This window comes from Pseudomonas sp. RC2C2, from assembly GCF_018390435.1.
In the GTDB taxonomy this organism is placed as follows: Bacteria; Pseudomonadota; Gammaproteobacteria; order Pseudomonadales; family Pseudomonadaceae; genus Aquipseudomonas; species Aquipseudomonas donghuensis.
In genome coordinates this window covers 63625-88790 of record NZ_JAHBAX010000002.1, presented here as the reverse complement: position 1 = coordinate 88790, position 25166 = coordinate 63625, and the positions used below count along the sequence as shown (strand labels likewise).

15 protein-coding genes are annotated in these 25166 nt (G+C 64.5%); 11 read left to right on the top strand and 4 right to left on the bottom strand.

What is annotated here, in order from left to right:
- Positions 1-19: 19 nt before the first annotated feature.
- The 4 genes from dsbD (at position 20) to KHO53_RS18825 (ending at position 3885) form a co-directional block, all read left to right on the top strand.
- The gene (gene dsbD, locus KHO53_RS18840; protein WP_213570652.1) at positions 20-1723 is read left to right on the top strand and encodes a protein-disulfide reductase DsbD; all 1704 of its coding nucleotides are present in this window, start codon (positions 20-22) and stop codon (positions 1721-1723) included.
- Positions 1723-2580 (top strand): TlpA family protein disulfide reductase, encoded by an 858-nt coding sequence (locus KHO53_RS18835; protein WP_100782978.1) that lies wholly within the window; start codon positions 1723-1725, stop codon positions 2578-2580. Before dsbD ends, KHO53_RS18835 begins: the two co-directional genes overlap by 1 nt.
- Positions 2565-3329 (top strand): thiol:disulfide interchange protein DsbG, encoded by a 765-nt coding sequence (gene dsbG / locus KHO53_RS18830; RefSeq protein ID WP_010225966.1) that lies wholly within the window; start codon positions 2565-2567, stop codon positions 3327-3329. The genes KHO53_RS18835 and dsbG overlap by 16 nt, the downstream gene beginning before the upstream one ends.
- A 76-nt stretch (positions 3330-3405) precedes the next feature.
- Positions 3406-3885: a YkgB family protein gene (locus tag KHO53_RS18825; RefSeq protein ID WP_036994392.1), complete on the top strand. Its 480-nt coding sequence runs from the start codon at positions 3406-3408 to the stop codon at positions 3883-3885.
- Between the two features lie 4 nt (positions 3886-3889).
- Here the strand turns inward: KHO53_RS18825 and KHO53_RS18820 are convergent, their stop codons facing one another.
- Positions 3890-16852 (bottom strand): non-ribosomal peptide synthetase, encoded by a 12963-nt coding sequence (locus tag KHO53_RS18820; protein WP_213570651.1) that lies wholly within the window; start codon positions 16850-16852, stop codon positions 3890-3892.
- 336 nt (positions 16853-17188) lie between these two features.
- Here KHO53_RS18820 and KHO53_RS18815 point away from each other — a divergent pair, with 336 nt between their 5' ends.
- The gene (locus KHO53_RS18815) at positions 17189-17719 is read left to right on the top strand and encodes an RNA polymerase factor sigma-70 (RefSeq protein WP_010225972.1); all 531 of its coding nucleotides are present in this window, start codon (positions 17189-17191) and stop codon (positions 17717-17719) included.
- Positions 17720-17780: 61 nt separating this feature from the next.
- On the opposite strand, the gene KHO53_RS18810 is transcribed toward KHO53_RS18815, so the two are convergent.
- Together KHO53_RS18810 and KHO53_RS18805 are read right to left on the bottom strand one after the other, a co-directional pair.
- On the bottom strand, positions 17781-18794 hold the full coding sequence (locus tag KHO53_RS18810) for a GNAT family N-acetyltransferase (protein ID WP_213570650.1): 1014 nt from the start codon (positions 18792-18794) through the stop codon (positions 17781-17783).
- A 61-nt stretch (positions 18795-18855) separates the two neighbouring features.
- On the bottom strand, positions 18856-19659 hold the full coding sequence (locus tag KHO53_RS18805; RefSeq protein ID WP_026001475.1) for a substrate-binding periplasmic protein: 804 nt from the start codon (positions 19657-19659) through the stop codon (positions 18856-18858).
- Between the two features lie 165 nt (positions 19660-19824).
- Between KHO53_RS18805 and KHO53_RS18800 the strand changes: the two genes are divergently transcribed.
- Both KHO53_RS18800 and ppnP read left to right on the top strand, forming a co-directional pair.
- Positions 19825-20376, top strand: a complete 552-nt coding sequence (locus KHO53_RS18800) for a 3'-5' exonuclease (protein WP_010225978.1) — start codon at positions 19825-19827, stop codon at positions 20374-20376.
- Between the two features lie 70 nt (positions 20377-20446).
- Positions 20447-20731 (top strand): pyrimidine/purine nucleoside phosphorylase, encoded by a 285-nt coding sequence (gene ppnP / locus KHO53_RS18795; protein WP_010225980.1) that lies wholly within the window; start codon positions 20447-20449, stop codon positions 20729-20731.
- Between the two features lie 108 nt (positions 20732-20839).
- On the opposite strand, the gene KHO53_RS18790 is transcribed toward ppnP, so the two are convergent.
- Positions 20840-21529 carry an alpha/beta family hydrolase gene (locus KHO53_RS18790; protein ID WP_010225982.1) on the bottom strand — a complete coding sequence of 230 codons (690 nt, stop codon included), beginning with the start codon at positions 21527-21529 and terminating at the stop codon, positions 20840-20842.
- 49 nt (positions 21530-21578) lie between these two features.
- Between KHO53_RS18790 and ccoN the strand changes: the two genes are divergently transcribed.
- From ccoN to ccoP, 4 genes are read left to right on the top strand one after another with little or no spacing between them, the layout of a single operon-like run.
- Entirely contained in the window at positions 21579-23003 is a 1425-nt protein-coding gene (ccoN, locus tag KHO53_RS18785; protein ID WP_036994388.1) for a cytochrome-c oxidase, cbb3-type subunit I, read from the top strand.
- A 10-nt stretch (positions 23004-23013) separates the two neighbouring features.
- Entirely contained in the window at positions 23014-23622 is a 609-nt protein-coding gene (ccoO, locus tag KHO53_RS18780) for a cytochrome-c oxidase, cbb3-type subunit II (protein WP_010225986.1), read from the top strand.
- 5 nt (positions 23623-23627) lie between these two features.
- A complete protein-coding gene (locus tag KHO53_RS18775) occupies positions 23628-23825 on the top strand; it encodes a cbb3-type cytochrome oxidase subunit 3 (protein WP_010225988.1) in 198 nt (65 codons plus the stop codon).
- Positions 23822-24769 (top strand): cytochrome-c oxidase, cbb3-type subunit III, encoded by a 948-nt coding sequence (gene ccoP / locus KHO53_RS18770; protein WP_010225989.1) that lies wholly within the window; start codon positions 23822-23824, stop codon positions 24767-24769. The genes KHO53_RS18775 and ccoP overlap by 4 nt, the downstream gene beginning before the upstream one ends.
- The last annotated feature ends 397 nt before the right edge of the window (positions 24770-25166 follow it).

Here is a 25166-nt window from a genome sequence, read left to right as displayed (position 1 = left end):
GCATTGCCAAGGCGTCGACATGCGCGTTTTTCTGTTTGCCCTGATGTTCCTGCTAAGCGGCCTGAGCCAGGCCAACCCGTTTGCCCAGAGCGACTTCCTGCCGGTCAACAAGGCCTTCGTGTTCAGCAGCGAACGCCTGGAGACCGGGCAGATGCGCCTGCACTGGCAGATCACCGACGGCTACTACCTGTACCAGAAACGCCTGAAATTCGACGGCCTGGCGCCGAAGCAGCAGCCCGAATTGCCCGCCGCCCTGCCCCACAGCGACGAGTATTTTGGTGAAACCCAGGTATACCGTGGCGAGCTGGAACTGATCCTGCCCGCCAGCGCCAGCGGTGAACTGCGCATGGGCTGGCAGGGCTGCGCCGATGCCGGCCTGTGCTACCCGCCACAAACCAGCCTGGTCAGCCTGGGCGGCACGACCGTCGACACGCAAGCCAGCGACCAGGCCCTGGCCGGTGGCCTGCAGCAGTCCACTCTGGCCTGGAGCCTGCTGGCCTTCCTCGGCCTGGGCCTGCTGCTGGCCTTCACCCCGTGCTCCCTGCCGATGCTGCCGATTCTCGCCGGGCTGGTCCTGGGCAGCGGTGCCAGTGCCCGCCGCGGCTGGTTGCTGGCCAGTGTCTATGTGCTGAGCATGGCCCTGGTGTATGCCGCCCTGGGCGTGGTTGCCGCGCTGCTGGGGGCCAGCTTTCAGGCCTGGCTGCAGCAACCCTGGCTGCTGGGCACCCTGGCCGGTTTGTTCGTGCTGCTGGCCCTGCCGATGTTCGGCGCCTTCGAGCTGCAGCTGCCGGTGTGGATTCGTGACCGCCTGGAGCGGGCCGGGCACGGCACCCGTGGCGGCAACCTGTATGGCGCCGCCTTGCTCGGGGCCTTGTCGGGCCTGCTGATGGGCCCGTGCATGACCGCACCACTGGCCGGCGCCCTGCTGTACATCGCCCAGAGCGGCAACGCCGTGCATGGCGGCCTGGTGCTGTTCACCCTGGGCGTGGGCATGGGCTTGCCGCTGCTGTTGCTGGTGACCCTGGGCAACCGCTACCTGCCACGCCCGGGCGCCTGGATGAACCGGGTCAAGGGCCTGTTCGGCTTCGTCTTCCTGGCCATGGCGCTGTATACCTTGCGCGCGGTGCTGGAGCCGTCGCTGTGGCTCGGCCTTGCCGGCGCCTGGCTGATCGCCCTGGCCTGGGCCGCGTGGCCGGCGTTGCAGGCACTGCGAGCGCTGCGCGCAGCGTCGCTGCTGCTGGGGTTCTGGGGCAGCCTGTTGATCGTTGGCGCTGCCGCCGGTGGCAATGACCCGTGGCAACCGCTGCAGCCGTTTACCGCCGGCAACGGCCCGGCAACCCTCGCCGAGCACCGCGATGCCTTCACCACCGTGAGCCAGCCAGCCGACCTGCAGCGTGAGTTGGAGGCGGCCAAGGCCCAGGGCCAGTGGGTGATGCTCGACTACTATGCTGACTGGTGCGTGTCGTGCAAGGTCATGGAAAAACAGGTCTTCGCCCGTGCCGACGTGCTGGCGGCACTGAGCGGCGTGCGCCTGCTGCGCCTGGATGTAACCGCTGATGCAGCGTCCAGCCGCGAGTTGCTGCTGCGCTACCAGGTCCCGGGCCCGCCCAGCCTGATCTGGATCGGCCCGGAGGGCAGCGAACGCCGGGCCCGACGCATCACCGGTGAAATCGATGCGGCGAACTTTCTCCAACACTGGGCCGCCACCCGGAGCCAAGGATGATGCTGACTGTCGCGCTCGGGCCGCTGACCATGGCCCTGAACCACCTGCTGCTGATCTGTGCCCTGGCCCTGGCCAGCCTGGTCGGCTGGCGCGTCGCCAAGCGTGGTGGCGACAACCCGGAATCAGTGCTGTTCGGCCTGTTCTTGCTGGGCCTGTTCAGTGCTCGCGTGGGTTTTGTCATCCGCTACTGGTCAATGTACCAAGGGGACCTGCTGCAGATCATCGACCTGCGCGACGGCGGCTTCCTGCTCTGGCCAGGCCTGCTCGCGGTCGCCATCGGAGCGTTCTGCCTGGCTTATCGCCGGCCGGCCCTGCGCCGGCCGCTGGGCTGGGGACTGCTCAGTGGCGGCCTGTTCTGGCTGCTCGGCAGCCTGGCCAGCCATCTCTATGACCAGGGCACACAACTGCCCGACATGAGCCTGCGCAAGGCCAACGGCCAGGCCATACAATTGGCCGAGTACCGCGGCAAGCCGCTGGTGATCAACCTCTGGGCCACCTGGTGCCCGCCGTGCCGGCGCGAGATGCCGGTGTTGCAACAGGCCCAGGGCGACTACCCGGACATCACCTTCCTGTTCGTCAACCAGGGCGAGGCGCCACAAACCGTGGTCACCTTCCTCGCGACCACGGGCCTGAACCTTTCCCACGTATTGTTCGACAGTGGCGGCCAACTGGCACAGAAAGTCGGCTCCATGGCCCTGCCCACGACCTTGTTCTACAACGCCGAGGGCCGCCTGGTCGGCAGCCACCTGGGCGAACTGTCGCGTGCCAGCCTCAGCCACGCCCTGCAATCTTTCGAGCGCGCGCCCGCGCCTGCCGCCCCATCCCCCACAAGGAACGTCGCATGCGATCTCTGCTAAAACTGCCCCTCACGCTGGCCCTGGGCCTGATAACCAGCCCACTGGTGCTGGCCGAAGACTTGCCCAAGGCCGTCCAGCAGCTGGAAGCCAAAGGCGCGAAAATCAAAGGCAGCTTCGATGCCCCCAACGGCCTGCGCGGCTATGCCGCCGAGTACCAGAACCGCGGCTTGGCGCTGTACCTGACCGCCGATGGCAAGCACGTGCTGGTGGGTAGCCTGTTCGACGAGCAGGGCCAGGACCTGAGCCAGGCGCCGCTGGAAAAACTGGTGTATGCGCCGATGGCCAAAGAGGTCTGGGCGAAGATGGAAAAAACCGCCTGGATCGCCGACGGCAAGGCCGATGCACCGCGTATCGTCTACCTGTTCAGCGACCCCAACTGCCCGTACTGCAATATGTTCTGGCAGCAGGCGCGGCCCTGGGTCGAGTCCGGCAAGGTGCAATTGCGCCATATCATGGTCGGCATCATTCGCGAAGACAGCCCGGGTAAATCCGCCACATTGCTGGCCAGCCATGACCCGGCCAAGGCCCTGGCGCAACATGAGCAGGCCGGCAAGGCTAGCACCCTCAAGGCCCTGGAGAAGATTCCCGAAGCCGTACAAAGCAAGCTCGACGCCAACCTGGCGGTGATGGAAGAGCTCGGTCTGTCAGCAACGCCGGCCATTTTCTACCTGGACGACCAGCAACAGCTGCAAACCCAACAGGGCGCACCGCGACCGGAGCTGCTCGGCAAGATCCTCGGCAAACGTTGAACAGCCGGCGGATGTAACAACAGGGCGGTCACGGCGTCTGGAGAATACCTGCCTCATCCAACCACAGGACCTCGCCATGACCCGCCCTGCCTGCCTTGACCGTTTCCTCCACTCCTCCCTCGACATCCAGCTGCTGCGCTGGAGCCTGATCCTGATCTTCTTCGGCTTTGGCTATACCAAGTGGTTCGACTACGAAGCCCAGGCGCTGATCCCGCTGATCGATAACAGCCCGCTGTTGTCCTGGCTGCACCTGGCCTTTGGCATCCAAGGCGCCAGCTATGCACTGGGCGTAGCAGAATGGGCGACTGGCGCGGCGTTGCTGGCCGGTATCTGGCAACCGCGGGTGGCAGTGATCGGAGCACTGGGTTCAGTGCTCACCTACACCACCACCCTGACCCTGATCATCACTACCCCGGGCGGCTGGGAGAACAGCGCCGGGGGCTTTCCGGCCATGGGTGGGGCGACGTCCTTCCTGATCAAGGACGCCGTATTGCTTGCCGCATCGGTCGCCTTGCTCAAGCACGACCTGCTGCGTACCCGCCCCGCCCCGGCCTGAAGCCCTACAGCGCTTCCAGCTCGGCCATCAGGTCACTGAGGCGGTCGACCTTGTCGTCGCTCAGCTCACTGGCCTTCAGGCCCTCGACATAGGTCGCCAGTTCCTCGACGGTACTGCACTCGAACATGGCCCGCAGCGGCACGTTCAGTTGCAGCACCTTCTGCACCCGCGAAGCGATCTGGGTGGCCAGCAATGAATGCCCGCCCAACTCGAAGAAGTTGTCGCGTACCCCGACCCGCTCAGCCTTGAGCACCTCGGCCCAGATACCGGCCAGGGTCGCTTCCAGTTCGCTGCGCGGTGCCAGGTAGGCCTGACTGTGCTGGGCGCCGATGTCGATGGCCGGCAAGGCCTTGCGGTCGAGCTTGCCGTTGGTATTGAGCGGCAGTTGCTGGAGCCAGGCCCAGTGTAGCGGCACCATGTACTCCGGCAGCTCGGCACGCAGACGCTGCTTGACCTGTTCCAGCAACACGCTGGTATCGGCACCCGCAGTGCTGGCCACCAGATAGCCGACCAGATGCTTGCCATTGACCCCGTCCTGAACCCCGACCGCCGCATCGCGAATCGCGCTCTGCTCATGCAGGCGCGCTTCGATCTCGCCCAGCTCGATGCGATAGCCGCGGATCTTCACCTGATGGTCGATACGCCCGACGTACTCGAGCACACCGTCGGTACGTCGACGCGCCAGGTCGCCAGTGCGATACAAACGTTCGCCAGGCGCACCGAACGGATGCGGGATAAAGGCTTGCGCAGTACGCACCGGGTCACCGACATAGCCACGGCCGACGCCGGTACCGGCAACGCACAGCTCACCTACGGCACCCAGCGGCACCAGTTGCTGATCGTCGCCAAGCAGGTACAGGCGGTTGTTGTCGGTCGGCGTGCCGATCGGCAGGTAGCTGCCCCGGGTCGAGGCGGCATCGACGCGGAAGAACGCCACGTCATCCGAGCACTCGGCCGGGCCATAGGCATTGACCAGGCCAATGTGCGGATAACGCTGCAGCCACTGCGACGCCAGTTCCGGCGGCATCGCCTCACCGGTCGGGAGCATCCAGCGCAAGCCATCGAGCTGTTGGTGGTCGTTGGCAAGCATGCCCTGGATCAGCGACGGCACGCTCTCCAGCACGCTGATGCCGGTAGCCTGCACATGCAGCAGCAAGCCCTGCGGGTCGTGGGCAATGGCATTCGGCACAATCGCCACCTGGGCACCAAACAGCGGTGCGGCGAGGAACTGCCAGACCGAAATATCGAAGCTCTGCGAGGCGGTCTGGGCAATCACGTCCTGCTCGTCCAGTTGCAGGTACGGCACCTTGCTCAACTGGTTATTGAGCATGCCGCGCTGCTCGACCATCACCCCTTTGGGCAGCCCGGTGGAGCCGGAGGTGTAGATCACATAGGCGAGGTTGTCCGGCCCGCTGTAGATGCCCGGGTTGCCATCCGGCCCGGCAGTTGCCTGGATCTGCTCCCAGATCAGCAGTTTCGGCCGCCCGGCACAGCTCAACTCGTCGAGCAAGGCACGCCCCTGCTCGGCACAGGCTTCACTGCACACCAGCACCGGTGTGCGGCTCAGTTCAACGATCCGTTGCAGGCGCGCACCGGGCAGGCCAGGGTCCAGCGGCAGGTAACCGGCGCCGGCCTTGAAGCAGCCGACGATCATGCCGAGCAATGGCAAGTCGCGTTCGGCCAGCAACGCCACTGGCTGATCGACCGCCACACCGGCGCCCACCAGGGCATGGCCCAGGCGGTTGGCCTGGCGGTTGAGCTCGGCATAGCTCAGCGTCTGCTCCAGGCAACGCGCGGCAATACGCTGCGGATGCGCCGCCACCCGCGCCTCGAACAGTTCGGCGTAGCTCTGCTCCAGGCTGTAGGCCTGCTCGCTGCGGTTGCAGTCATCGAGCAGGAAACGCCGCTCGGCTTCACCGAGCAACGGCAGTTCGCTGACATCGCCCTGGAAGCCCTCGGCCAGGGCCAGCAGCAAGCGCTTGAACTCGGCCAGCAAGCGCTCGACCGTGGCAGTATCGAAGTAACGCTGGTCGAACGACAGGTGCAGCCCCAGGTCGTCGCCTGGATAACAGACGGCGGTCAACGGGAAGTTGGTGTGGGTGCGCCCGGAATCGGAGCTGGCGTTAAGGCTCTGCGCTCGATCAAGTACGGCAACCTCCACCGGCGCATTCTCGAACACGAACAGGCTGTCGAACAGCGGCTGGCCCTTGGGCAGCTCGCTGCACTCCTGGATGCTCACCAACGGCAGGTACTCGTACTCGCGCAGTTCCATGTTGCGTTCCAGCAGTCCTTGCAGCCACTGGCGCACGCTGCAGCGCTCACCCGCTGCGGGCAGTTTCACCCGCAGGGCGATACTGTTGATGAACAGCCCGACGGTGCGCTGCATCTGCGGCATGCTCACCGGCCGGCCGGCCACGGTAACGCCGAAGACCACGTCGCGCTCACCACTGTAACGGCTCAGCACCAGCGCCCAGGCGGCTTGGGCAAAGGTGTTGATGGTCAGCTGATGAGCCTGGGCCAACTCGCGCAGGCGGGCACCATCGACGGCATCGAGGCGGGTGTAGCAATCGCCGACGACCATGCCGGCATTCTCCACCGCGTGGTCACGCAGCAATGGCCGGTCGCTGGGCACCGCGGTGCTGCGCTCGAAGCCTTCGAGGTTGTTGCGCCACCACTGGCGCGCCTCGTCCAGGTCCTGATGCTGCAACCAGCCGATGTAGTCGCGGTAGCGCGGCGGCACCGGCAACTGCGCCTGACGGCCCTCGCCCATGGCCAGGTAGATCTCGAAGAAGTCGTTCATCAGCAGCGAACGGCACCAGGCATCGATGAGGATGTGGTGGTTGCTCATCATGAACCAGTAGCGGTCCGCGCCCACCCGCACCAGGCGCAGGTGGAACGGCGCCTGCCGGAGCAAGTCGAAACCGGCTTCGCGCTCCTGCTTGTGCAACGCTTGCAGGCGCGCTTCCTGTTCAGCTTCGGGAATAGCGGACCAGTCCTGATAGTCGACCGGCGTCGCCCCCGGCTTGTGAATGATCTGCAGCATGGCCTCGCCCGCATTCCAGCAGAACGAAGCGCGCAAGGCCTCGTGACGGCCGACCACCGCTTGCCAGGCTGCGGCGAAACGCTGCGGGTCGAGGGCGCTGTTGATCCGGTAGCGGTCCTGCATGTAGTAGATGCCGGTGCCCGGTTCCAGCAGGGTATGCAGCAGTAGCCCCTCCTGCATCGGCGTCAGCGGGTAGACATCCTCGATCTGCGCAGCGGCGACCGGCAAGGCATCGATCTGCTCCTGGCTCAACTGCGCCAGGGGGAAGTCCGAGGGTGTGAAGCTGCCGGCGTCCGGGCTCAGGCAATGCTCGATCAGGCCGATCAGTTCCAGGCGGTAGGCCTCGACCAGGGTTTCGATGGTCTGCAGGTCGTAACGCTCGCAGCTGAAGGTCCAGCGCAGTTGCAGCTCACCGCCATAGACCTGGCCATCAACGCTCAGCCAATTAGGCAGCGGCGCCTCCAGGTCGTGGGCCAGCCCGGTACTTTCATCCACCGGCTGGTACAGCGCGCCGGCCTGGAACTGCTGGTCGAACTGGCCCAGGTAGTTGAAGGTGATACGCGCCTGCGGCAGCGCGGCCATGGCTTCGCGCACCGGGGTGTCGGCCAGGTAGCGCAGCACCCCGTAGCCCACACCCTTGTGCGGCACAGTGCGCAGTTGCTCCTTGATGGCCTTGATCGAAACGCCCTGCTCCGCAGCCCCTTCGACGTTCAACGGGCTCAGGCTCAGCGGATAGGCACTGGTGAACCAGCCGACGCTGCGGGTCAGGTCCATGTCCTCGAACAGGTTCTCGCGGCCGTGGCCTTCCAGTTGCACCAGCACCGAACTGTCGCCGCTCCAACGGCACAGCACGCGGGCCAGGGCGGTCAGCAGCAGGTCGTTGACCTGGGTGTGATAGGCACCGGGTGCCTCCTGCAACAGTTGCCGGGTGCGGGTCGCGTCCAGGCGCACGCTGAGGGTTTGCGCCTGCTGGTGCAGATTGGCCCCTTGCGGATGATCACAGGGCAGTTCGCGGCTGGCGGTACTCAACTGTGCCTGCCACCAGGTTTGCTCGTCACGCAACGAATCACTGCCGGCATAGGCCACCAGCCGCGCGGCCCAGTCGCTCATGGCGCGGGTCTTGGCCGCCAGCGACTGACCGCGGTACAGCGCCTGCAAGTCTTCCAGCAATACGCGCCAGGAAACGCCGTCGACCACCAGGTGGTGGATCGCCAGCAACAGGCGCTGGCGCCCCTCGCCGTCCTCAACCAGTAAGGCGCGCAGCAGCGGCCCCTGCGCCAGATCGAGGCTGCGCTGCACATCGCTGTACAGGGCCTGGCAGTCAGCCAGATCGGTCACCGACGCTTGCCAGAGCAACTCGCGGTGGTCGGCCTGGGCGTATTCGCCCTGCCATTGCCCGTCGGCCGGGGTGAAGCGCAAGCGCAAGGCATCATGCTGCTGCAGCAACTGCTGCAACGCCTGCTCCAGGTTCTTGCCATGCAAGCGTTCGACCGGCGCCAGCAGGACTGCCTGGTTCCAGTGCTGGGGTTGCGGCACATCGCTGTCGAAGAACCAGTGCTGGATCGGCGTCAACGCCGCGCGTCCGCTCAGCGGGCCCTGATCGACCTGAGTGGTTTCACTGCGACTGACCACCGTGGCCAAAGTCTGGACGGTCTGATGCTGGAACAGGTCGCGCGGGGTGAAGTGCAGCCCGGCCTGACGCCCACGGCTGACCACCTGGATCGACAGGATCGAGTCGCCACCCAGTTCGAAGAAGTTGTCCTGCAGACCGACCTGCTGGACATTCAGTACTTCACGCCAGATCGCCGCCAACTGCTGTTCCAGCTCGCTGCGCGGCGCTTCATAGTGCTGGCGGCCCTGCTCCAGGTCCGGCGCCGGCAACGCGCGGCGATCGAGCTTGCCATTGCCGGTGAGCGGCATTTGCGCCAGCAGCACCAGGTGGGTCGGCACCATGTAGTCCGGCAGGTGCAGGCGCAACTGCGCCTTGAGTGCGTCGCGCAGCTCGGCCTGCCCGGCGGCATCGGCCTGGGCCTGGTCGCACACTAGATAAGCGGCCAGTTGCTTGCCGCCAGGCATGTCCAGGGCCAGCACCACCGCCTCGCGCACCGCCGGGTGTTCGAGCAGGCGGGTTTCGATCTCGCCCAGTTCGATACGGAAGCCACGAATCTTCACCTGATGGTCGATACGCCCGACATACTCGACCAAACCGTCGGCACGTTGGCGCACCAGGTCGCCGGTACGGTACAGGCGCCCGCCGTTGTCGCTGAACGGGTCAGCGACAAAACGCTCGGCGCTCAAACCCGGGCGTTCGTGGTAACCCTGGGCCAGGCCGGCGCCACCGACGTACAGCTCGCCAATGCCACCTTGCGGCAACAGGGCCAGGTCGGCATCGAGGATGTACGCCGTGCGGGCCCCGACCACGCGGCCGATCGGCACACTGCCGGCGCCGGCTTCAAGTTGCTCGGGAGCCAGGCACGCCAGGGGCATGACCACGGTTTCGGTCGGGCCATAGGCGTTGTAGAACTGCTGCGGCGTGAACGCCTGGCGAATTCGCTGCAGGTGCTCGCCGGTCAAGGCCTCGCCACCGGTAATCACCAGGCGCACCGGCAGGCTTTCATTGCGGCTGGCCAGCCACTGGGCGAGCTGGCTGCCATAGCTGGGCGTAAAGCCTAAGATCGACACCTGCTGCTCGCGGATCAAGCTGCAAATCTCTTGCGCCCCCCACTGCCCTTGCCCACGCAAAACTACCCGTGCACCACAGAGCAACGGCACCAGCAAGCGCTCGGTGGCAGCGTCGAAGTTGATCGAATAAAAATGCAGCTCGCAGTCGTTGCTGCGCATGCCAAAACGCTCGATCACCGCCTGGCAGTGCATGGCGATTTCACCATGGCTGACCACCACGCCCTTGGGCTTGCCGGTGGAGCCAGAGGTGTAGATCAGGTAGGCCTGATGACCCGGCAAGGTCAGCGCTGGCAAGGCTTCGCGACTGTAGGCGGCAAGCGCATCGCGGTCCTCTTCCAGGCACCAGCGGCCGACCTCGACGGGCAACGCCCCGAGGGCCTCGAACAGTGCACGCTGGCCCAGCAGCAACGCAATGCCGCTGTCCTCGATCATGTAATGCAGGCGTTCCAGCGGGTACTCCGGGTCCAGTGGCACATAAGCGCCCCCGGCCTTGAGGATCGCCAGCAGGCCAACCACCAACTCCAGCGAGCGCTCCAGCGCCAGGCCGACGCGCACCTGCGGGCCGACGCCGCGCTCACGCAGCACGCGGGCCAACTGGTTGGCGCGGGCGTCGAGCTCAGCGTAGCTCAGGTGCTCACCGGCAAAGGTCAGGGCCAGGGCATCCGGCTGACGTGCTGCTTGTTCACTGAACAGCTGGTGAATGTTCCGCCCCAGCGCCAGGGCGCTGTCGCCCTTGAGCGAATCGCACAAGGCCCTTTGCTCGACCGCCGCCAGCAACGGCAACTCGCCCAGGCGTTGCTCGGGATCACCCAGCAGTGCCACCAGCAGGTTCTGCCAGTGGGCGGCCATTTGCGCGATGCGCGGCGCGTCGAACAGGTCGCGGCTGTAGGTCAGGCAGCAACCCAGGCGGCGGTCGAGGTCGGTGACTTCCAGGTTGAGGTCGAACTTGGTCGCGCGGGCGTCGTTGACCAGGTACTCGACCTGCATCCCGGCCAACTCGCGGCTTTGCTGGAATTCCCAGCGCTGGACGTTGCACATCACCTGGAACAGCGGGTTGTAGGCACTGCTGCGAGGCGGTTGCAGGGCCTCGACCAGTTGATCGAACGGCAGGTCCTGATGGGACTGGCCATCGATCACGGTCTGGCGCACCTGCTCGATCAACTCAGCGACGCGCATTTGCCCGTCGAGCTGGCAACGCAGCACCTGGGTATTGAGGAAGGCGCCGATCAGGCCCTCGCTTTCCGGACGAATACGATTGGCCACCGGCGCACCGATACGCAGGTCGGTCTGGCCACTGTAGCGGTACAGCAACACCGCCAGCGTGGCGGTCATGGTCATGAACAGGGTCAGACCGTGCTCGGCATTGAAGGCGCGTACCCGCGCGGCCAGCTCCGGGCTCAGGTCGAAGCGATAGAGCTCACCGCGATGGCTCTGCAGCGCCGGGCGCGGACGATCGGCAGGCAGTTCGAGCACCGGATGCTCATCGCCCAGCTGGGCTTGCCAGTATTCCAGCTGACGCTGGCGCTCGCCGTTTTCCAGCCACTGGCGCTGCCACACGCTGTAGTCCAGGTACTGCACCGGCAACGGTGGCAGCGGCGATTCGCGCTCGTCGACAAAGGCCTCGTAAAGCTCGCCCAGCTCGCGGGCGAAAATATCCATGGCCCAGCCTTCGGTAACGATGTGGTGCAGGGTCAGCACGAAATAGTGCTCTCGCTCGCCAGCCTTGACCAGGCAGGCGCGCAGCAGTGGCCCGCGCTCCAGGTCGAAGGGCTGGTGCGCCTGCTCGTCGGCGAACGCCTGCAGGCGTTGCTCGCGAACCTTCGCTGTGGCACTGGAGAAATCCAGCCAGCTCATCTGCAGGTTGCTGTCCTCGGCCACGCACTGATACGGCACGCCGTCGATGCTCGGGAAGGTCGTGCGCAGGGTTTCGTGGCGCACGATCAGCGCTTGCAGCGCCTGCTCGAAACGGCTGACATCCAGCACCCCGCTCAGGCGCGCCATGCCGCCGACGTTATAGGCCGGGCTGTCCGGCTCCATTTGCCAGAGGAACCACATGCGCTGCTGGGAGTAGGACAGCGGCACCGCCTGGCGACGGTCGATGCGCTGGATCTCGCCTTGCAGGTTGTGCGCACCGCTGCGCTGGATTGCCTCCACTGCCGCGGCAAAGGCGCCCAGCTCGCTGGCCTCGAACAAGGTGCGCAGCGGCAACTCGACGTTGCAGGCCTGGCGGGTACGGGAAATGATCTGGGTGGCCAGCAGCGAGTGGCCGCCCAGGGCAAAGAAATCGTCCTGCAAGCCGACCCGCTGGATACCCAGCACCTCGCGCCAGATCGCGGCAATCTGTTGCTGCAGGGCGGTACCCGGTTCGATGTGTTCACGCGATTGCCATTGCGGCTCGGGCAAGGCCTTGCGCTCGATCTTGCCGCTCGGGCCCAGCGGCATCTGCGCCAGGTGAACCAGTTGCGCTGGCACCATGTAGGCGGGCAGTTGCTCGGCCAGGGCTGCCAGCAACTGCGCGCTCGCGTCGATACCGCTGTAGTAGCCAACCAGCTGCGGGCCGGCGGCGCTGTCGCGAATCATCACCAGCGCCTGCTCGACGCCGGCCTGCTTCAATAGGCAAGCCTCGACTTCTTCGGGCTCGACCCGGAAGCCACGCAGCTTGACCTGCTGATCGAGGCGGCCAAGGTACTCCAGCGCCCCCAGGTCAGCCAGCCAGCGCGCCCGGTCGCCACTGCGGTACAGGCGCTGGCCGTCGCCATCGGGCTGCGGCACGAACCGTTCAGCGGTAAGCCCCGCACGCCCCAGGTAACCCCGCGCCAGGCCGGCACCGCCCAGGTACAGCTCACCCGGTACGCCAGGCGGCGTCGGTTCCAGCTCGGCATCGAGCACCCGGCACAGCACATTGGCCAACGGCCGGCCGATCGGCGAGCGCGTGCCGTCGGCAGCGCTGCATTGCCAGTGAGTGACGTTGATGGCGGTTTCGGTCGGGCCGTAGCGGTTGTGCAGGGCCACCTGCGGCAATACCTGCTGCACCCGCTCGCGCAGGTTTGCCGACAGTGCCTCACCGCCAGAGAACAACCGGCGCAGGCTGCTGCACTGTGCGGCCAGCGGTTCCTGGACAAACACCTGGAGCAAGGCCGGAACGAAATGCAAGGTGGTCACGCCATGCTCGCGCACCAGCTCGGCGATGCGTTGCGGGTCGCGGTGCTCGCCAGGGCCGGCGAGCACCAGCTGGCAACCGTTGGCCAGCGGCCAGAAGCATTCCCACACCGACACGTCGAAGCTGATCGGCGCCTTTTGCATCAGCACGTCGCTGTCACTCAATGCATAGCGCTCCTGCATCCACTGCAGGCGCTCGGCCAGTGCCGCATGGGTGTTGCCAACGCCTTTGGGTTGGCCGGTGGAGCCGGAGGTGTAGATCACATAGGCAAGATTGTCACCGTGCAGGTGCAGGCCCGGCGGCTGGCTTGGCCAGCTGTCGAGCTTGAGGCGGTCCATGGCAATGGCGCTGACCTCGGCCGGCAGGCTCAGGCGCTCGAGCACGTCGCTGTGACTGAGCAGCAGGCTCGCGCCACTGTCGGCGAGCATGTAGGCCAGACGCTCGGCTGGATAATCGACATCCAGCGGCACATAGGCCCCCCCGGCCTTGAGAATGGCCAACAAGCCAATCAGCAGTTGCGGCGAACGCTCGGCGGCAATGGCCACGCACACATCCGGGCCGACGCCCTTGTCACGCAGGTAATGGGCCAGACGGTTGGCTTGCTGGTGCAGGCTGGCGTAGTCGAGACAGCCGCCCTGCCACACCAGGGCGGTACGCTCCGGGGTCTTGCGTGCCTGTTCGTTGAGCTGCTCGACCAGCCAATGCTGCGCCTGCGGTGCCGGGGCCTGGCCCCACTCGAGCAACCGCGCGCGGCCCTCGGCATCGAGCAATTGCAGCGCGCCAAGGGTGACGTCAGGTTGCGCGCAGACCTGTTCCAGCAAGCCGGTCAACTGTTCGATCAGGCGCTGCACGGTCGCCGCTTCGAACAGTTCCACGGCGTAGTCGAACGACAGCGTCAGCCTGCCCTGATGGTCCTCTTCACTGTGCAGTTGCAGGTCGAACTTGGCCTCGCGGCTGTGCCAGGGCAGTTCTTCGGCGAGCACCCCCGGGAGGCGGCGCAAGGCGCTGAGGTCGCGCTGCTGATGGTTGAACATGACCTGGAACAGGCCCTGCTCGCGCGCTTCGGGGAAGGCCTCGAGCAGTTGTTCGAACGGCAGGTCCTGGTGGGCCTGGGCCTCCAAGGTGGTGTGGCGCACCTGGGCCAGCAACTGCTTGAACGGCAAGCGGCCATCAAGCTGTGCGCGCAGCACCTGGGTATTGATGAAAAAGCCCACCAGGCCCTGGGTTTCCAGGCGCGGCCGATTGGCGTTGGGCACCCCGACACGGATGTCGGTTTGCCCGCTGTAACGGTGCAACAGGCTCTGGAAACCGGCAAGCAAGACCATGAACAGCGTGGCGTCATGAGCGCGCGCGAGGCTGCGCAAGGCTTCGGCCAGGCTCGGCTGCAGGCGCACGCTCAAGCGCGCGGCGGCATTGCTTTGGCGGTTTGAACGTGGGTAGTCGGTGGCAAGATCGAGCACCGCCTGCTGCTCACCGAGCCGATCCTTCCAGTACGCCAGTTGCCGGGCGCTTTCGCCCTGGGCCAGCCATTGGCGCTGCCAGCTGCCGTAGTCGGCATAGTCCAGGTGCAAAGCCGCCAGCTTGGCCTCCTGGCCCTGGCAATGAGCCGCATACAGGCGCGAGAACTCGTCGATGAGAATGTTCATCGACCAGCCGTCGGCGATGATGTGGTGCAACGTCACCCACAGCTGATGGTCGTCGCAGTCCAGCCGCACCAGGGTCACGCGCAGCAGCGGGCCCTGGTGCAGATCGAAAGGTTGCATGGCTTCGGCTTCGCGCTGCGCCAGCACTTCCTGGTCACTGGCGCCAGACAGATCCAGGCGCTGCACGCTAAACGCCAGGCTCGGCAGGATGCGTTGCAGTGCCTGGCCATCCTCCTCGGCGAACACCGTGCGCAGGGACTCGTGACGCTCGACCAGGGCCTGGAAGCTGGCCTGCAACGCCGCTTCGTCCAGTTCGCCACGCAGGCGCAGGGCACCGGGTATGTTGTATGCCGCGCTATGCGGCTCAAGCTGCCAGGTCAGCCACAGGCGGTTTTGCGCCAGCGACTGCGGCAGGGCCTGCTCGCGGCCGAGGCGGCTGATGGCACCCCGGGCGACACCGCCATCGTTCTGCAACGCCGTCACCGCGGCGCTGAAGTCGGCCAGGGTCGGCGCCTCGAACAGCACCCGTACGCCCAACTCAAGCCCCAGTTCATCACCCAGGCGCGCACAGACCTGGGTGGCGGCAATCGAGTTGCCGCCGAGCAGGAAGAAGTGATCGTCCGCGGCAATCTGCTCCACGCCCAACTGCTCACGCCACAGACGGCCGATCCGGGCCTGCATGCCGGTCGCCGACGCATCTTGCTCGGCCACGGCCGCCGCCTGCTGATCGGGGAAGCGCGCATAGCAATCGAGGCTGCCGTCGTCCATGCGCAAACGGCAGGCCGAACGCTGCAGCTTGCCGCTGGACGTCTTCGGCAATGCGCCCGGGTTGAGCAGCAGCACCACCGCCGGGGCTTGCTGGCAGGCATCGGCGATCACCTGACGCAGGGTCTTGATCAGGCTCGCCGGGGTCATGATCTTCTGCACGTTGCGGCTGATCTCGACGGCGACGCCAATACCCTCCTCGCCATTGTCATCGACCGCGAATACTGCCACACGCCCTTTGCGCAGGACCTCGACCTCGCGCTCCAGGGTCTTTTCCAGGTCCTGCGGGTAGAGGTTGTGCCCGCGCACGATCAGCAGGTCCTTGAGGCGACCGGTAACGAACAGCTCGCCGTCGCGCAAAAAGCCCAGGTCGCCGGTGCGCAGCCAGGTACGCCCGCTCTGTTCGACGAAGGTGGCGGCGGTGGCCTCAGGGTTGCGCCAGTAGCCTTTGGCAATGCTCGGACCGCTGGCCCAGATCTCGCCCACCTGGTTATCGGCCAGCACGGCCAGGCTGTGCGGCTCGACAACCTGCAGCGCATGCTCGGGCTGGCTGCGCCCGCAGCTCATCTGCAGCGAGCCGTTGCCTGGCGCTGCCCGGTTGCATGCCAAGGCCTGGGTATCCAGCTCAAGCGCTCCAATCCCCTGGCCACGGGTGCTGCCGCTGACAAACAGGGTGGCCTCGGCCAGCCCGTAACTGGCGAAAAAGTGCTCCGCGACGAATCCGCAGGGCGCGAACTTGTCGGCAAAGGCCTGCAGGCTGTCCTGGCGGATCGGCTCGGAGCCGGAATAGGCCACCCGCCATTTGCTCAGGTCGAGGCTGGCCATTGCCGCGGCACTGACCCGTTCGCTGCACAGCCGATAGGCGAAATCCGGCCCACCGCTGATGGTGCCACCGTGATCGCTGATCGCCTGCAGCCAGCGCTGCGGCCGCGCCAGAAAATACGCCGGGGCCATCAACACACAAGGCACGCCGCTGAAGATCGGTTGCAGCAGACCACCGATCAGGCCCATGTCGTGGTACAGCGGCAGCCAGCTGACAATCACGTCGTCCGGGTTTGCATCGATACCAAAGCCATGGCGAATCAACACTTCGTTGGCCACCAGGTTGCCGTGGCTGACTTGCACGCCCTTGGGCAAGGCAGTAGAGCCGGAGGTGTACTGCAGGAAGGCAATGTCATCGGCCTGCAAGGTCGGCGCCTGCCAACCGCCAGCCAGCTTCGCTGCCAGGCTATCGACCGCCAGCAATTGCGGCGCCGCGGGGTCGGCCAGCACGTCGAGGGCCTGCAGGCTGTTCTGCAAGGCGCTAATGGTCAGCAACAGGCGTGGCTCGGCATCGTCGATGATCGACAACAGGCGCTCCTGATGGTGGCGTCGTGAAGACTCCGGCGGGTAGGCCGGCACAGCAATCACGCCGGCATACAAGCAGCCGAAGAACGCCGCGACGTAGTCCGGGCCACTGGGAAACAACAGGATCGCCCGATCCCCCACTGCAGTGCGCGCCTGCAAGGCAGCGGCGATGGTCCGCGCTCGCAGGTCAAGGTCGCGATAGGAAAGCACGGCTTCATCGCGCGGGTCTTCGGCCAGAAAGCGCAAGGCAACCCGATCCGGGCTGAGCGCTGCACGTTGAGCCAGTGCCTGGACCAGCGTAACCGGGAGTTCGAAGGCGTCCGTCATGGGGGTTCCTGCCAGAGTCTGTACATGAAATCAGGTCTCGGTTGGCGCGCCGGGCGGGCTTCCAGGCAGCGAAGTGCGCCTTGCCAGAGCCGAGGATGTACACAGAGGAACGGATGGCCGGAGGAAATAATTAAGCGGCGGGAACGGCGGGGGCAGCGGCGAAAAAGTGCGGAGTTTGAAGCCGGTCACAAAGCGCGAGCTTAGAACCAAAAGACATAGATACTTATTAACTTTCGCATTTGACAATAATTATCATTAAGAATAGCTTGTCGCACGTCGTAGGAAGCCTCCGATTCTGGAGACTTCCACTTCCCTCTTAGAGATAAGGTGATTTCCATGGCGGAACAACTATCCACAAGTAAGTGCGATTCACCGTTACTCCAGGCGTTTGTCGACAACCGCAGTATCCTGGTCAAGATTGCCGCACGCATCACCGGCTGCCGCTCGCGGGCCGAAGACGTGGTTCAGGATGCGTTCTTCCGGCTCGGCTCGGCGCCGCAGATCACGTCCTCGTTCAAGGCCCAGCTTAGCTACCTGTTCCAGATCGTGCGCAACCTGGCCATCGACCACTACCGCAAGCAGGCCATGGAGCTGAAGTACTCCGGCAGCGAAGAGGAAGGCCTGAACGTGGTGATCCAGGGGGCTTCGCCAGAAACCACGCACATCAACTTCGCCACCCTTGAACACATCGCCGATGCCTTGAACGACCTGCCGCAACGCACCCGCTATGCCTTCGAAATGTACCGCCTGCACGGCGTGCCACAGAAAGACATCGCCAAGGAGCTCGGCGTCTCGCCGACCCTGGTCAACTTCATGATTCGCGATGCCCTGGTGCATTGTCGGAAAGTCTCAAGCCAGAGGGCTTGAGAGCGACAAGCTGCAAGCTTCAAGCGGCAAGTGGGTGGTGATGCCGCTTGCCGCTTGAGGGTCAGAGCAACCTGCAACCTTCGAAGAACCGCTCCCGCCCCAGAATCATCAATGCCGCACGCTTGTGCGGAAAGTCGAATTCCTTCTCGCAATGAAAACACTGCTCGTGCATGTAGCCGATCATCTTGCCGTTGTCCGCTCGCGGCTCGGCCACCACCCGCTGCGTGCGCGGATCATCCAGGAACAGGTAGTGCACCAGCGCTGACAGCCAACTGGCAACCTTGTGCGGCCCGCGATGCTGCTCTTCCCCCACCAGCATGTGGATGCCGCGGTCGTAATCATCCACCGCATAGAACGGCGCGATACGGTCTTCCTTGGCCCAGTAGGCCTCGAAGTAGGCGAAGGGCTGATCATCGAAACAACCGATCAGGGTCAGGCTGTGCGGATCGGCCTCAAGCTTGCCGAGGTAGTCACGGTGTTGTTCGAGGCTGCCGCCCTCCTGCCAGAAGTTGAGCACCCGCGGGTTGTTCTGCCAGCGATTGAACCGCTCCAGGTCCTGGTCGATTTCCAGGGTGCGTAACGACACCCACGCGCCCAGCCGCGCATCGAAGCGTCGATACACCTCGCCGCGCGGCTTGGGTGCGCGCCGGGGGTGGCGCTTGCCTTCACTGATCTGCATCTGTTGCGGGTAGACGCCCGCGAACGGCTGGCCGAGCCAGGGTTGAGGCAACTGCCAGAACAAGCTGCGCTCACACAGGTACTGGCCCTGGCGCGCGGTGCTGACCAACAGGCCACTGTTCAACGCCTGCGGTGGCGGCTGATCCAGCTGCCAGGTCAGGCGCTGACAACCGGGGTCACGGGCGAACAACCAGTAGCAAACGGCCCACAGGGCTTGTTGCACACGGTCGCGGGCACAGTCTTCAAGCTGAACCTGCAAGGTCTCGCCACGTTGCAGGCGCACACGCACCAACGGGCTGCCTTCCAGCACCAGGCTCAGATGGCAATCGCCTTCATCGGCGCTGAGGCTACGCCAGCGAGGCAAGGACAAAGTCGTCGAAGCGGAATCGAATGGCATGATCTTGGCTCACAAGGGAATGATCGGCTCACCCTGGTGAACGTCGCCAACACAGACAAATTTAGTCAGCCTTGGGTGTGCTGACAGTGATGCGATAAGGCTGGAAGATTTTCAGCAACTCGCCATTGGCCCGCAAGGACTGCAACAAACCGGCAAATGCCGGGCCACTGATGGGGGCGCCGGGCCGCAACAGGGCGTAATGATGGTAGACCTGGTCAACGCGATCGGACGCCAGCAACTGCTCGGCGCTTTGCGGATTGCGCACCAGGAAGTCACTGAAATAGGAACGGGTGACCAGGGCAACCTCGGCGCGGCCGCGCTGGACCATCAGCAGGTTACTGTCATGGGAATAGGTCAGGGTCGCATTGTAGGTGTCGGCCAGGTACTTGGGGTCGGCGTTGAAATCGGCAAAGGCGTAGTGATAGCCACTGTACAGTGCCAGGCGCTTGCCCTTGAGGTCGCTGAAGTAAGCCTGGTCGCGGCCGGGCTGGCGATGAGCGACGAAGACCTCGGCGTCTTCCAGGCCCATGTCGACACTCTCATGGGGAATCTGCTGCCAGCCCCACGCGGGGTTCTCGAAGATCGCCATGTCGGTGCGCCCCTGCTGGAAGTCACCGAAGCGCCGTTGAATCGAAGTCGGCACCAGGACGAAACGATAACGTTGCTGGACGTTGTTCAGCGCCTCGACCAGTTGCGGCAGCAGGCCGGTGTCGGCGCCTTGCTCCGGGCGCACGGTGTAGGGCGGGAAGTGTGCGGCCCCGACTTTGACCTCGATCTCTGCTGCCGCCCAAGCCGAGGGGGCCAGCCATATCGCGGCAAGCATTAACAACAAGGGCACCGTCTGTGGCATGGGCGCTGGACTCAAAGCAACACACTCTTTGCGGGATTAAACCGGAATCTAGCTAAGCTAGGCGTTTTCAAGGCGTTGCACAACTGTCGGTTACGCCAAGCGCAGCAGGCAAAATGCCAGGGGATACCCGGTTGGTCCGAGTTTGGCTACGCTCTTAGCAGTCTTGCATGGGAGCCTACTATGGGCCATTGGCTGGTGATCGACCTTGAAGCAACCACCGACGATGGTGGCTGGCCGGTCACAGATATGGAAATCATCGAAATCGGTGCGGCGCTGGTTGACCGCAAGGGCCGCGAAGTTGGTCATTTTCAGCGTTTCGTGCGCCCCAGGCGACGGCCGCAACTGACCCCGTTCTGCCGTGAACTGACGCACATCAGCCAGGCCAATGTCGATACTGCGGCGACCTTCGCCCAGGTGTGGGCGCAGTTCGAGCGCTGGCTCGAGCATCACGCCGGGCACCTTGAGGGTTGGGTCAGCTGGGGTGACTACGACCGCAAACAACTGTTGCAGGAATGGCAGCAGTACCAGGTCCACAGCTTGCTCGCCGAGTTGCCGCACATCAACCTCAAGCAACGCTTCGCCAAAGCCCGCCAGTTGCAACGGCCGCTGGGACTCAATGGCGCGTTGCAACTCGCCGGCCTGCAATTCAGTGGGCGCCAGCACCGGGCCCTGGAAGACGCCCGCAATACGGCCCGTCTGCTGCCCCTGTCGCTGCCGGCCAACGGCACCTGAAAGCGGATGACGACGCTGCGGGCCTTGGGCATACTGGCCTGCCTTTTTAGCCCCTTTTCAGGAGTCGCCCATGTTTAAAGTCAACGAGTACTTTGATGGCACGGTCAAGTCGATCGCCTTCGGCACCGCTGAAGGTCCGGCCACGGTTGGCGTGATGGCCCCGGGCGAATACGAGTTCGGCACTGCCCAGCGCGAAATCATGCACGTGGTGTCGGGTGCCCTGACCGTCAAACTGCCCGACAGCGACAACTGGGAAACCTTCAGCGCCGGTAGCCAGTTCAATGTCCCGGCCAACAGCAAGTTCCAACTCAAGGTAGCGGTTGATACTGCCTACCTGTGCGAGTATCGCGGCTAAGCCTGAATCAGGCGCCGACCCCATCGCTGGCAAGCCAGCTCCCACAAGTTGTTCACTGCAACCCTTGTGGGAGCTGGCTTGCCAGCGATGGGCTGCGCAGCAGCCCCCTCACTTCAGAAACGCGACAATCCTGTCCGCCGCCGTCGCCAGATGCTCGCCATGGCTGAACCCGGAAGCCTTCAGCGGCTTCAAGTCATGATCCCCCGCCTGCAGCCAGCACAGCTCAATCGCTGACGACAGCTCATAGCCTTCCACCGTTTGCCGATTGCCCAGGGCATCGCGCTCGCCCTGAACGATCAGGGTCGGTGTCTTCAGCCCAGCCAGGTGCGCCACCCGCGGCTTCTCCGGTTTGCCGGCGGCATAAAACGGATAACCCAGGCACACCAGCGCATCGGCGCCCAACTCGTCGGCCAGCAAACTCGCCATGCGCCCGCCCATGGACTTGCCGCCGATGGCCAACGCCCCAGTGACCAATGGTCGCACCTGCGCATACACCTCACGCCAGCAGTCCAGCAATTGGGCCTGCGGATTTGGCGGCCTTTTGCCACCATCGATGCGCCGCTGGGCCATGTAGGGGAACTCGAAGCGCAGCACCCCCAGCCCTTGCTCCGCCAGCCTTTGCGCGATTTCCTGCATGAACCCGCTGTCCATCGGCGCCCCCGCGCCATGGGCCAGGATCAGGCACCGCGATTGCTGGCCATCCCCCTGATTTTGCGGGGCATTCCACCGCCAGCCGCGGCTTTCGACCAGCCGCGCCCATTGATCCCCGTCAATACCGGCCAGTTGCCCATTACTCATGCTTGCCTCGCTGTTTAGTCTGCCTATAACCGTGGATGGGAACCCATACATGAACACAACCAGCAGTACCGCCTACAACTACAAGGTGGTCCGCCAATTCGCCATTATGACGGTGGTGTGGGGAATCGTCGGGATGGGGCTCGGCGTTTTTCTCGCCGCGCAACTCGTCTGGCCTTCGCTCAACTTCGACCTCCCCTGGACCAGCTTCGGCCGCCTGCGACCGCTGCACACCAACGCGGTGATCTTCGCCTTCGGTGGTTGCGCACTGTTCGCCGCTTCCTACTATTCGGTCCAGCGCACCTGCCAGACCACCCTGTTCTCGCCACGCCTGGCAGCTTTCACCTTCTGGGCCTGGCAACTGGTGATTCTGCTGGCTGCGATCAGCCTGCCGCTGGGTTATACCAGCTCCAAGGAATACGCCGAACTGGAATGGCCGATCGACATTCTCATCACCATTGTCTGGGTGGCCTATGCCGTGGTGTTCTTCGGCACCCTGATGAAGCGCACCACCAAGCACATTTATGTGGGTAACTGGTTCTTCGGCGCGTTCATCATCACCGTGGCGATCCTGCACATCGTCAACAACCTGGAAGTGCCAGTCAGCCTGACCAAGTCCTACTCGCTGTACGGTGGCGCCACCGACGCCATGGTCCAGTGGTGGTACGGTCACAACGCCGTGGGCTTCTTCCTGACTGCCGGCTTCCTGGGCATGATGTACTACTTCGTGCCAAAACAGGCCGAACGTCCGGTGTATTCCTATCGCCTGTCGATCGTGCACTTCTGGGCGCTGATCACCCTGTACATCTGGGCAGGTCCCCACCACCTGCACTACACCGCCCTGCCCGACTGGGCACAATCGCTGGGCATGATCATGTCGCTGGTCCTCCTGGCGCCAAGCTGGGGCGGCATGATCAACGGCATGATGACCCTCTCGGGCGCCTGGCATAAGCTGCGCAGCGACCCGATCCTGCGCTTCCTCGTGGTCTCCCTGGCGTTCTACGGCATGTCGACCTTCGAAGGCCCGATGATGGCGATCAAGACCGTCAACGCCCTGTCGCACTACACCGACTGGACCATCGGCCACGTACACGCCGGTGCGTTGGGCTGGGTGGCGATGATCTCGATCGGCGCCCTGTACCACATGATCCCGAAAATCTTCGGCCGCGAGCAGATGTACAGCCTCGGCCTGATCAACGCGCACTTCTGGCTGGCAACCATCGGCACCGTGCTCTACATCGCCTCGATGTGGGTCAACGGCATCGCCCAGGGCCTGATGTGGCGCGCAGTCAACGAAGACGGCACGCTGACCTACTCCTTCGTCGAAACCCTGGTGGCCAGCCACCCAGGCTTCATCGTGCGCTTCGTCGGCGGGGCGATCTTCCTTACCGGCATGCTGCTGATGGCGTACAACACCTGGCGCACCGTGCGTGCCCCGGTGGCCGCGACTGCCCCTGCCGCCGCGCAGCTGGCCTGAGGAGACCCTGATGAAACACGAAGTAATCGAGAAGAACGTCTTCCTGCTGGTGCTGTTGATGGTGTTTGCCGTCAGCATCGGCGGCTTGACCCAGATCGTCCCGCTGTTCTTCCAGGACGTCACCAACAAGCCGGTCGAAGGCATGAAGCCCTACACCGCGCTGCAACTGGAAGGCCGCGACGTCTACATCCGTGAAGGCTGCGTGCAGTGCCACTCGCAGATGATCCGTCCGTTCCGCGCCGAAACCGAACGCTACGGCCACTACTCGGTCGCCGGTGAAAGCGTCTGGGACCATCCGTTCCTCTGGGGCTCCAAGCGTACCGGCCCGGACCTGGCCCGCGTTGGCGGCCGCTACTCCGATGACTGGCACCGTGCGCACCTGTACAACCCGCGCAACGTCGTGCCCGAGTCGAAGATGCCGGCCTACCCATGGCTGGTCGCCAACCCAGTCGACAGCAGCCACACCGAGACCAAGCTGCGCACCATGCGCACCCTCGGCGTGCCGTACACCGATGCCGACATCGGCGGCGCGGTGGAGTCGCTCAAGGGCAAGACCGAAATGGACGCGCTGGTCGCCTACCTGCAGGTGCTCGGCACCGCGATCAAGAACAAGAGGTAAGCGCCATGGACTTCACACTGGATATCGGCCAATTGCGAGGCCTGGGCACCCTGCTGGTGGCCATCGCCTTCATCGGCCTGTCGCTGTGGGTGTTCAACGGCCGGCGTGACCGTGAATTCGCCGAAGCCAGCCTGCTGCCGTTCGCCGACGACCGCCTGGCACCTGCCGCCAACGAACCCGAACCGAGGAGTAACGGGCAATGACCACCTTCTGGAGTACGTACATCAGCGTACTGACCATCGGCAGCCTGATCGGCCTGACCTGGCTGCTGCTGGGCACCCGCAAGGGTGAAACCAAAGGCACCACCGACCAGACCATGGGCCACAGCTTCGACGGCATCGAGGAGTACGACAACCCGCTGCCCAAGTGGTGGTTCTGGCTGTTCGTCGGCACCCTGGTGTTTTCGGTCGGCTACCTGATCCTCTATCCGGGCCTGGGCAACTGGAAAGGCATCCTGCCGGGCTATGAAGACGGCTGGACCCAGACCAACGAATGGCAAAAGGAAATGAACAAGGCCGACGCCAAGTTCGGACCGATCTTCGCCAAATTCGCCGCCATGCCGGTGGAAGAAGTGGCCAAGGATCCGCAGGCGCTGAAAATGGGCGGCCGTCTGTTCGCCTCCAACTGCGCGGTGTGCCACGGCTCGGATGCCAAGGGTGCCTACGGCTTCCCTAACCTCACCGACAAGGACTGGCGCTGGGGCGGCGAGCCGGAAACCATCAAGGCTTCGATCATGGGCGGTCGTCACGGGGTAATGCCGGCCTGGGCCGAAGTGATTGGCGAACAAGGCGTTGCCGACGTGGCCGCGTTCGTGCTGACCAACCTCGATGGCCGCAGCCTGCCGCAAGACGCCAAGGCCGACCCTGCCAACGGCGAGAAGCTGTTCGCCACCAACTGCGTAGCCTGCCACGGCCCGCAAGGCAAGGGCACCCCGGCCATGGGCGCACCGGACCTGACCCACCCGACCGCGTTCATCTACGGTTCGAGCTTCGCCCAACTGCAGCAGACCATCCGTTATGGCCGCCAGGGCCAGATGCCTGCCCAGGAAGCGATCCAGGGCAACGACAAGGTCCACCTGCTGGCCGCCTATGTCTACAGCCTGTCCCAGGAGGAACCTGCACAAGGCGAAACCCTGTCTGCCAAGTAAAACGATTGAGTAACTGAGCCTTGACTCAAACCGCCGCATCGGCACCCGATGCGGCGGTTCCCTTCGCCCCTTGCGACCAAGTGTCGCACCCCGCCCTGCCCCCGCCTTGCACCCCCCTCGATCACAACTAAGCTTGTTGCCACAGCGACTGAAACAGCCGGCGCGCTTGCACCTTTTTGGGGCATTTTTCGTCAGCGGTTCTGCGCAAAGGCTGATGGGGCCGACTCAAGCGCCGATGTGCGAGTGATCAACGGCACTGAGCAAGCGTTCGGCAGAAGCCTTTGCCTTAGACGAAAAATCAAATTTTGGTACACATATCAATTAATTAATTGTGTACAATTTTCCCGCCGAAAAGGCTCGAAACCGCTGTGGGGCAGGCGTTGGCAAGGATCGGCGC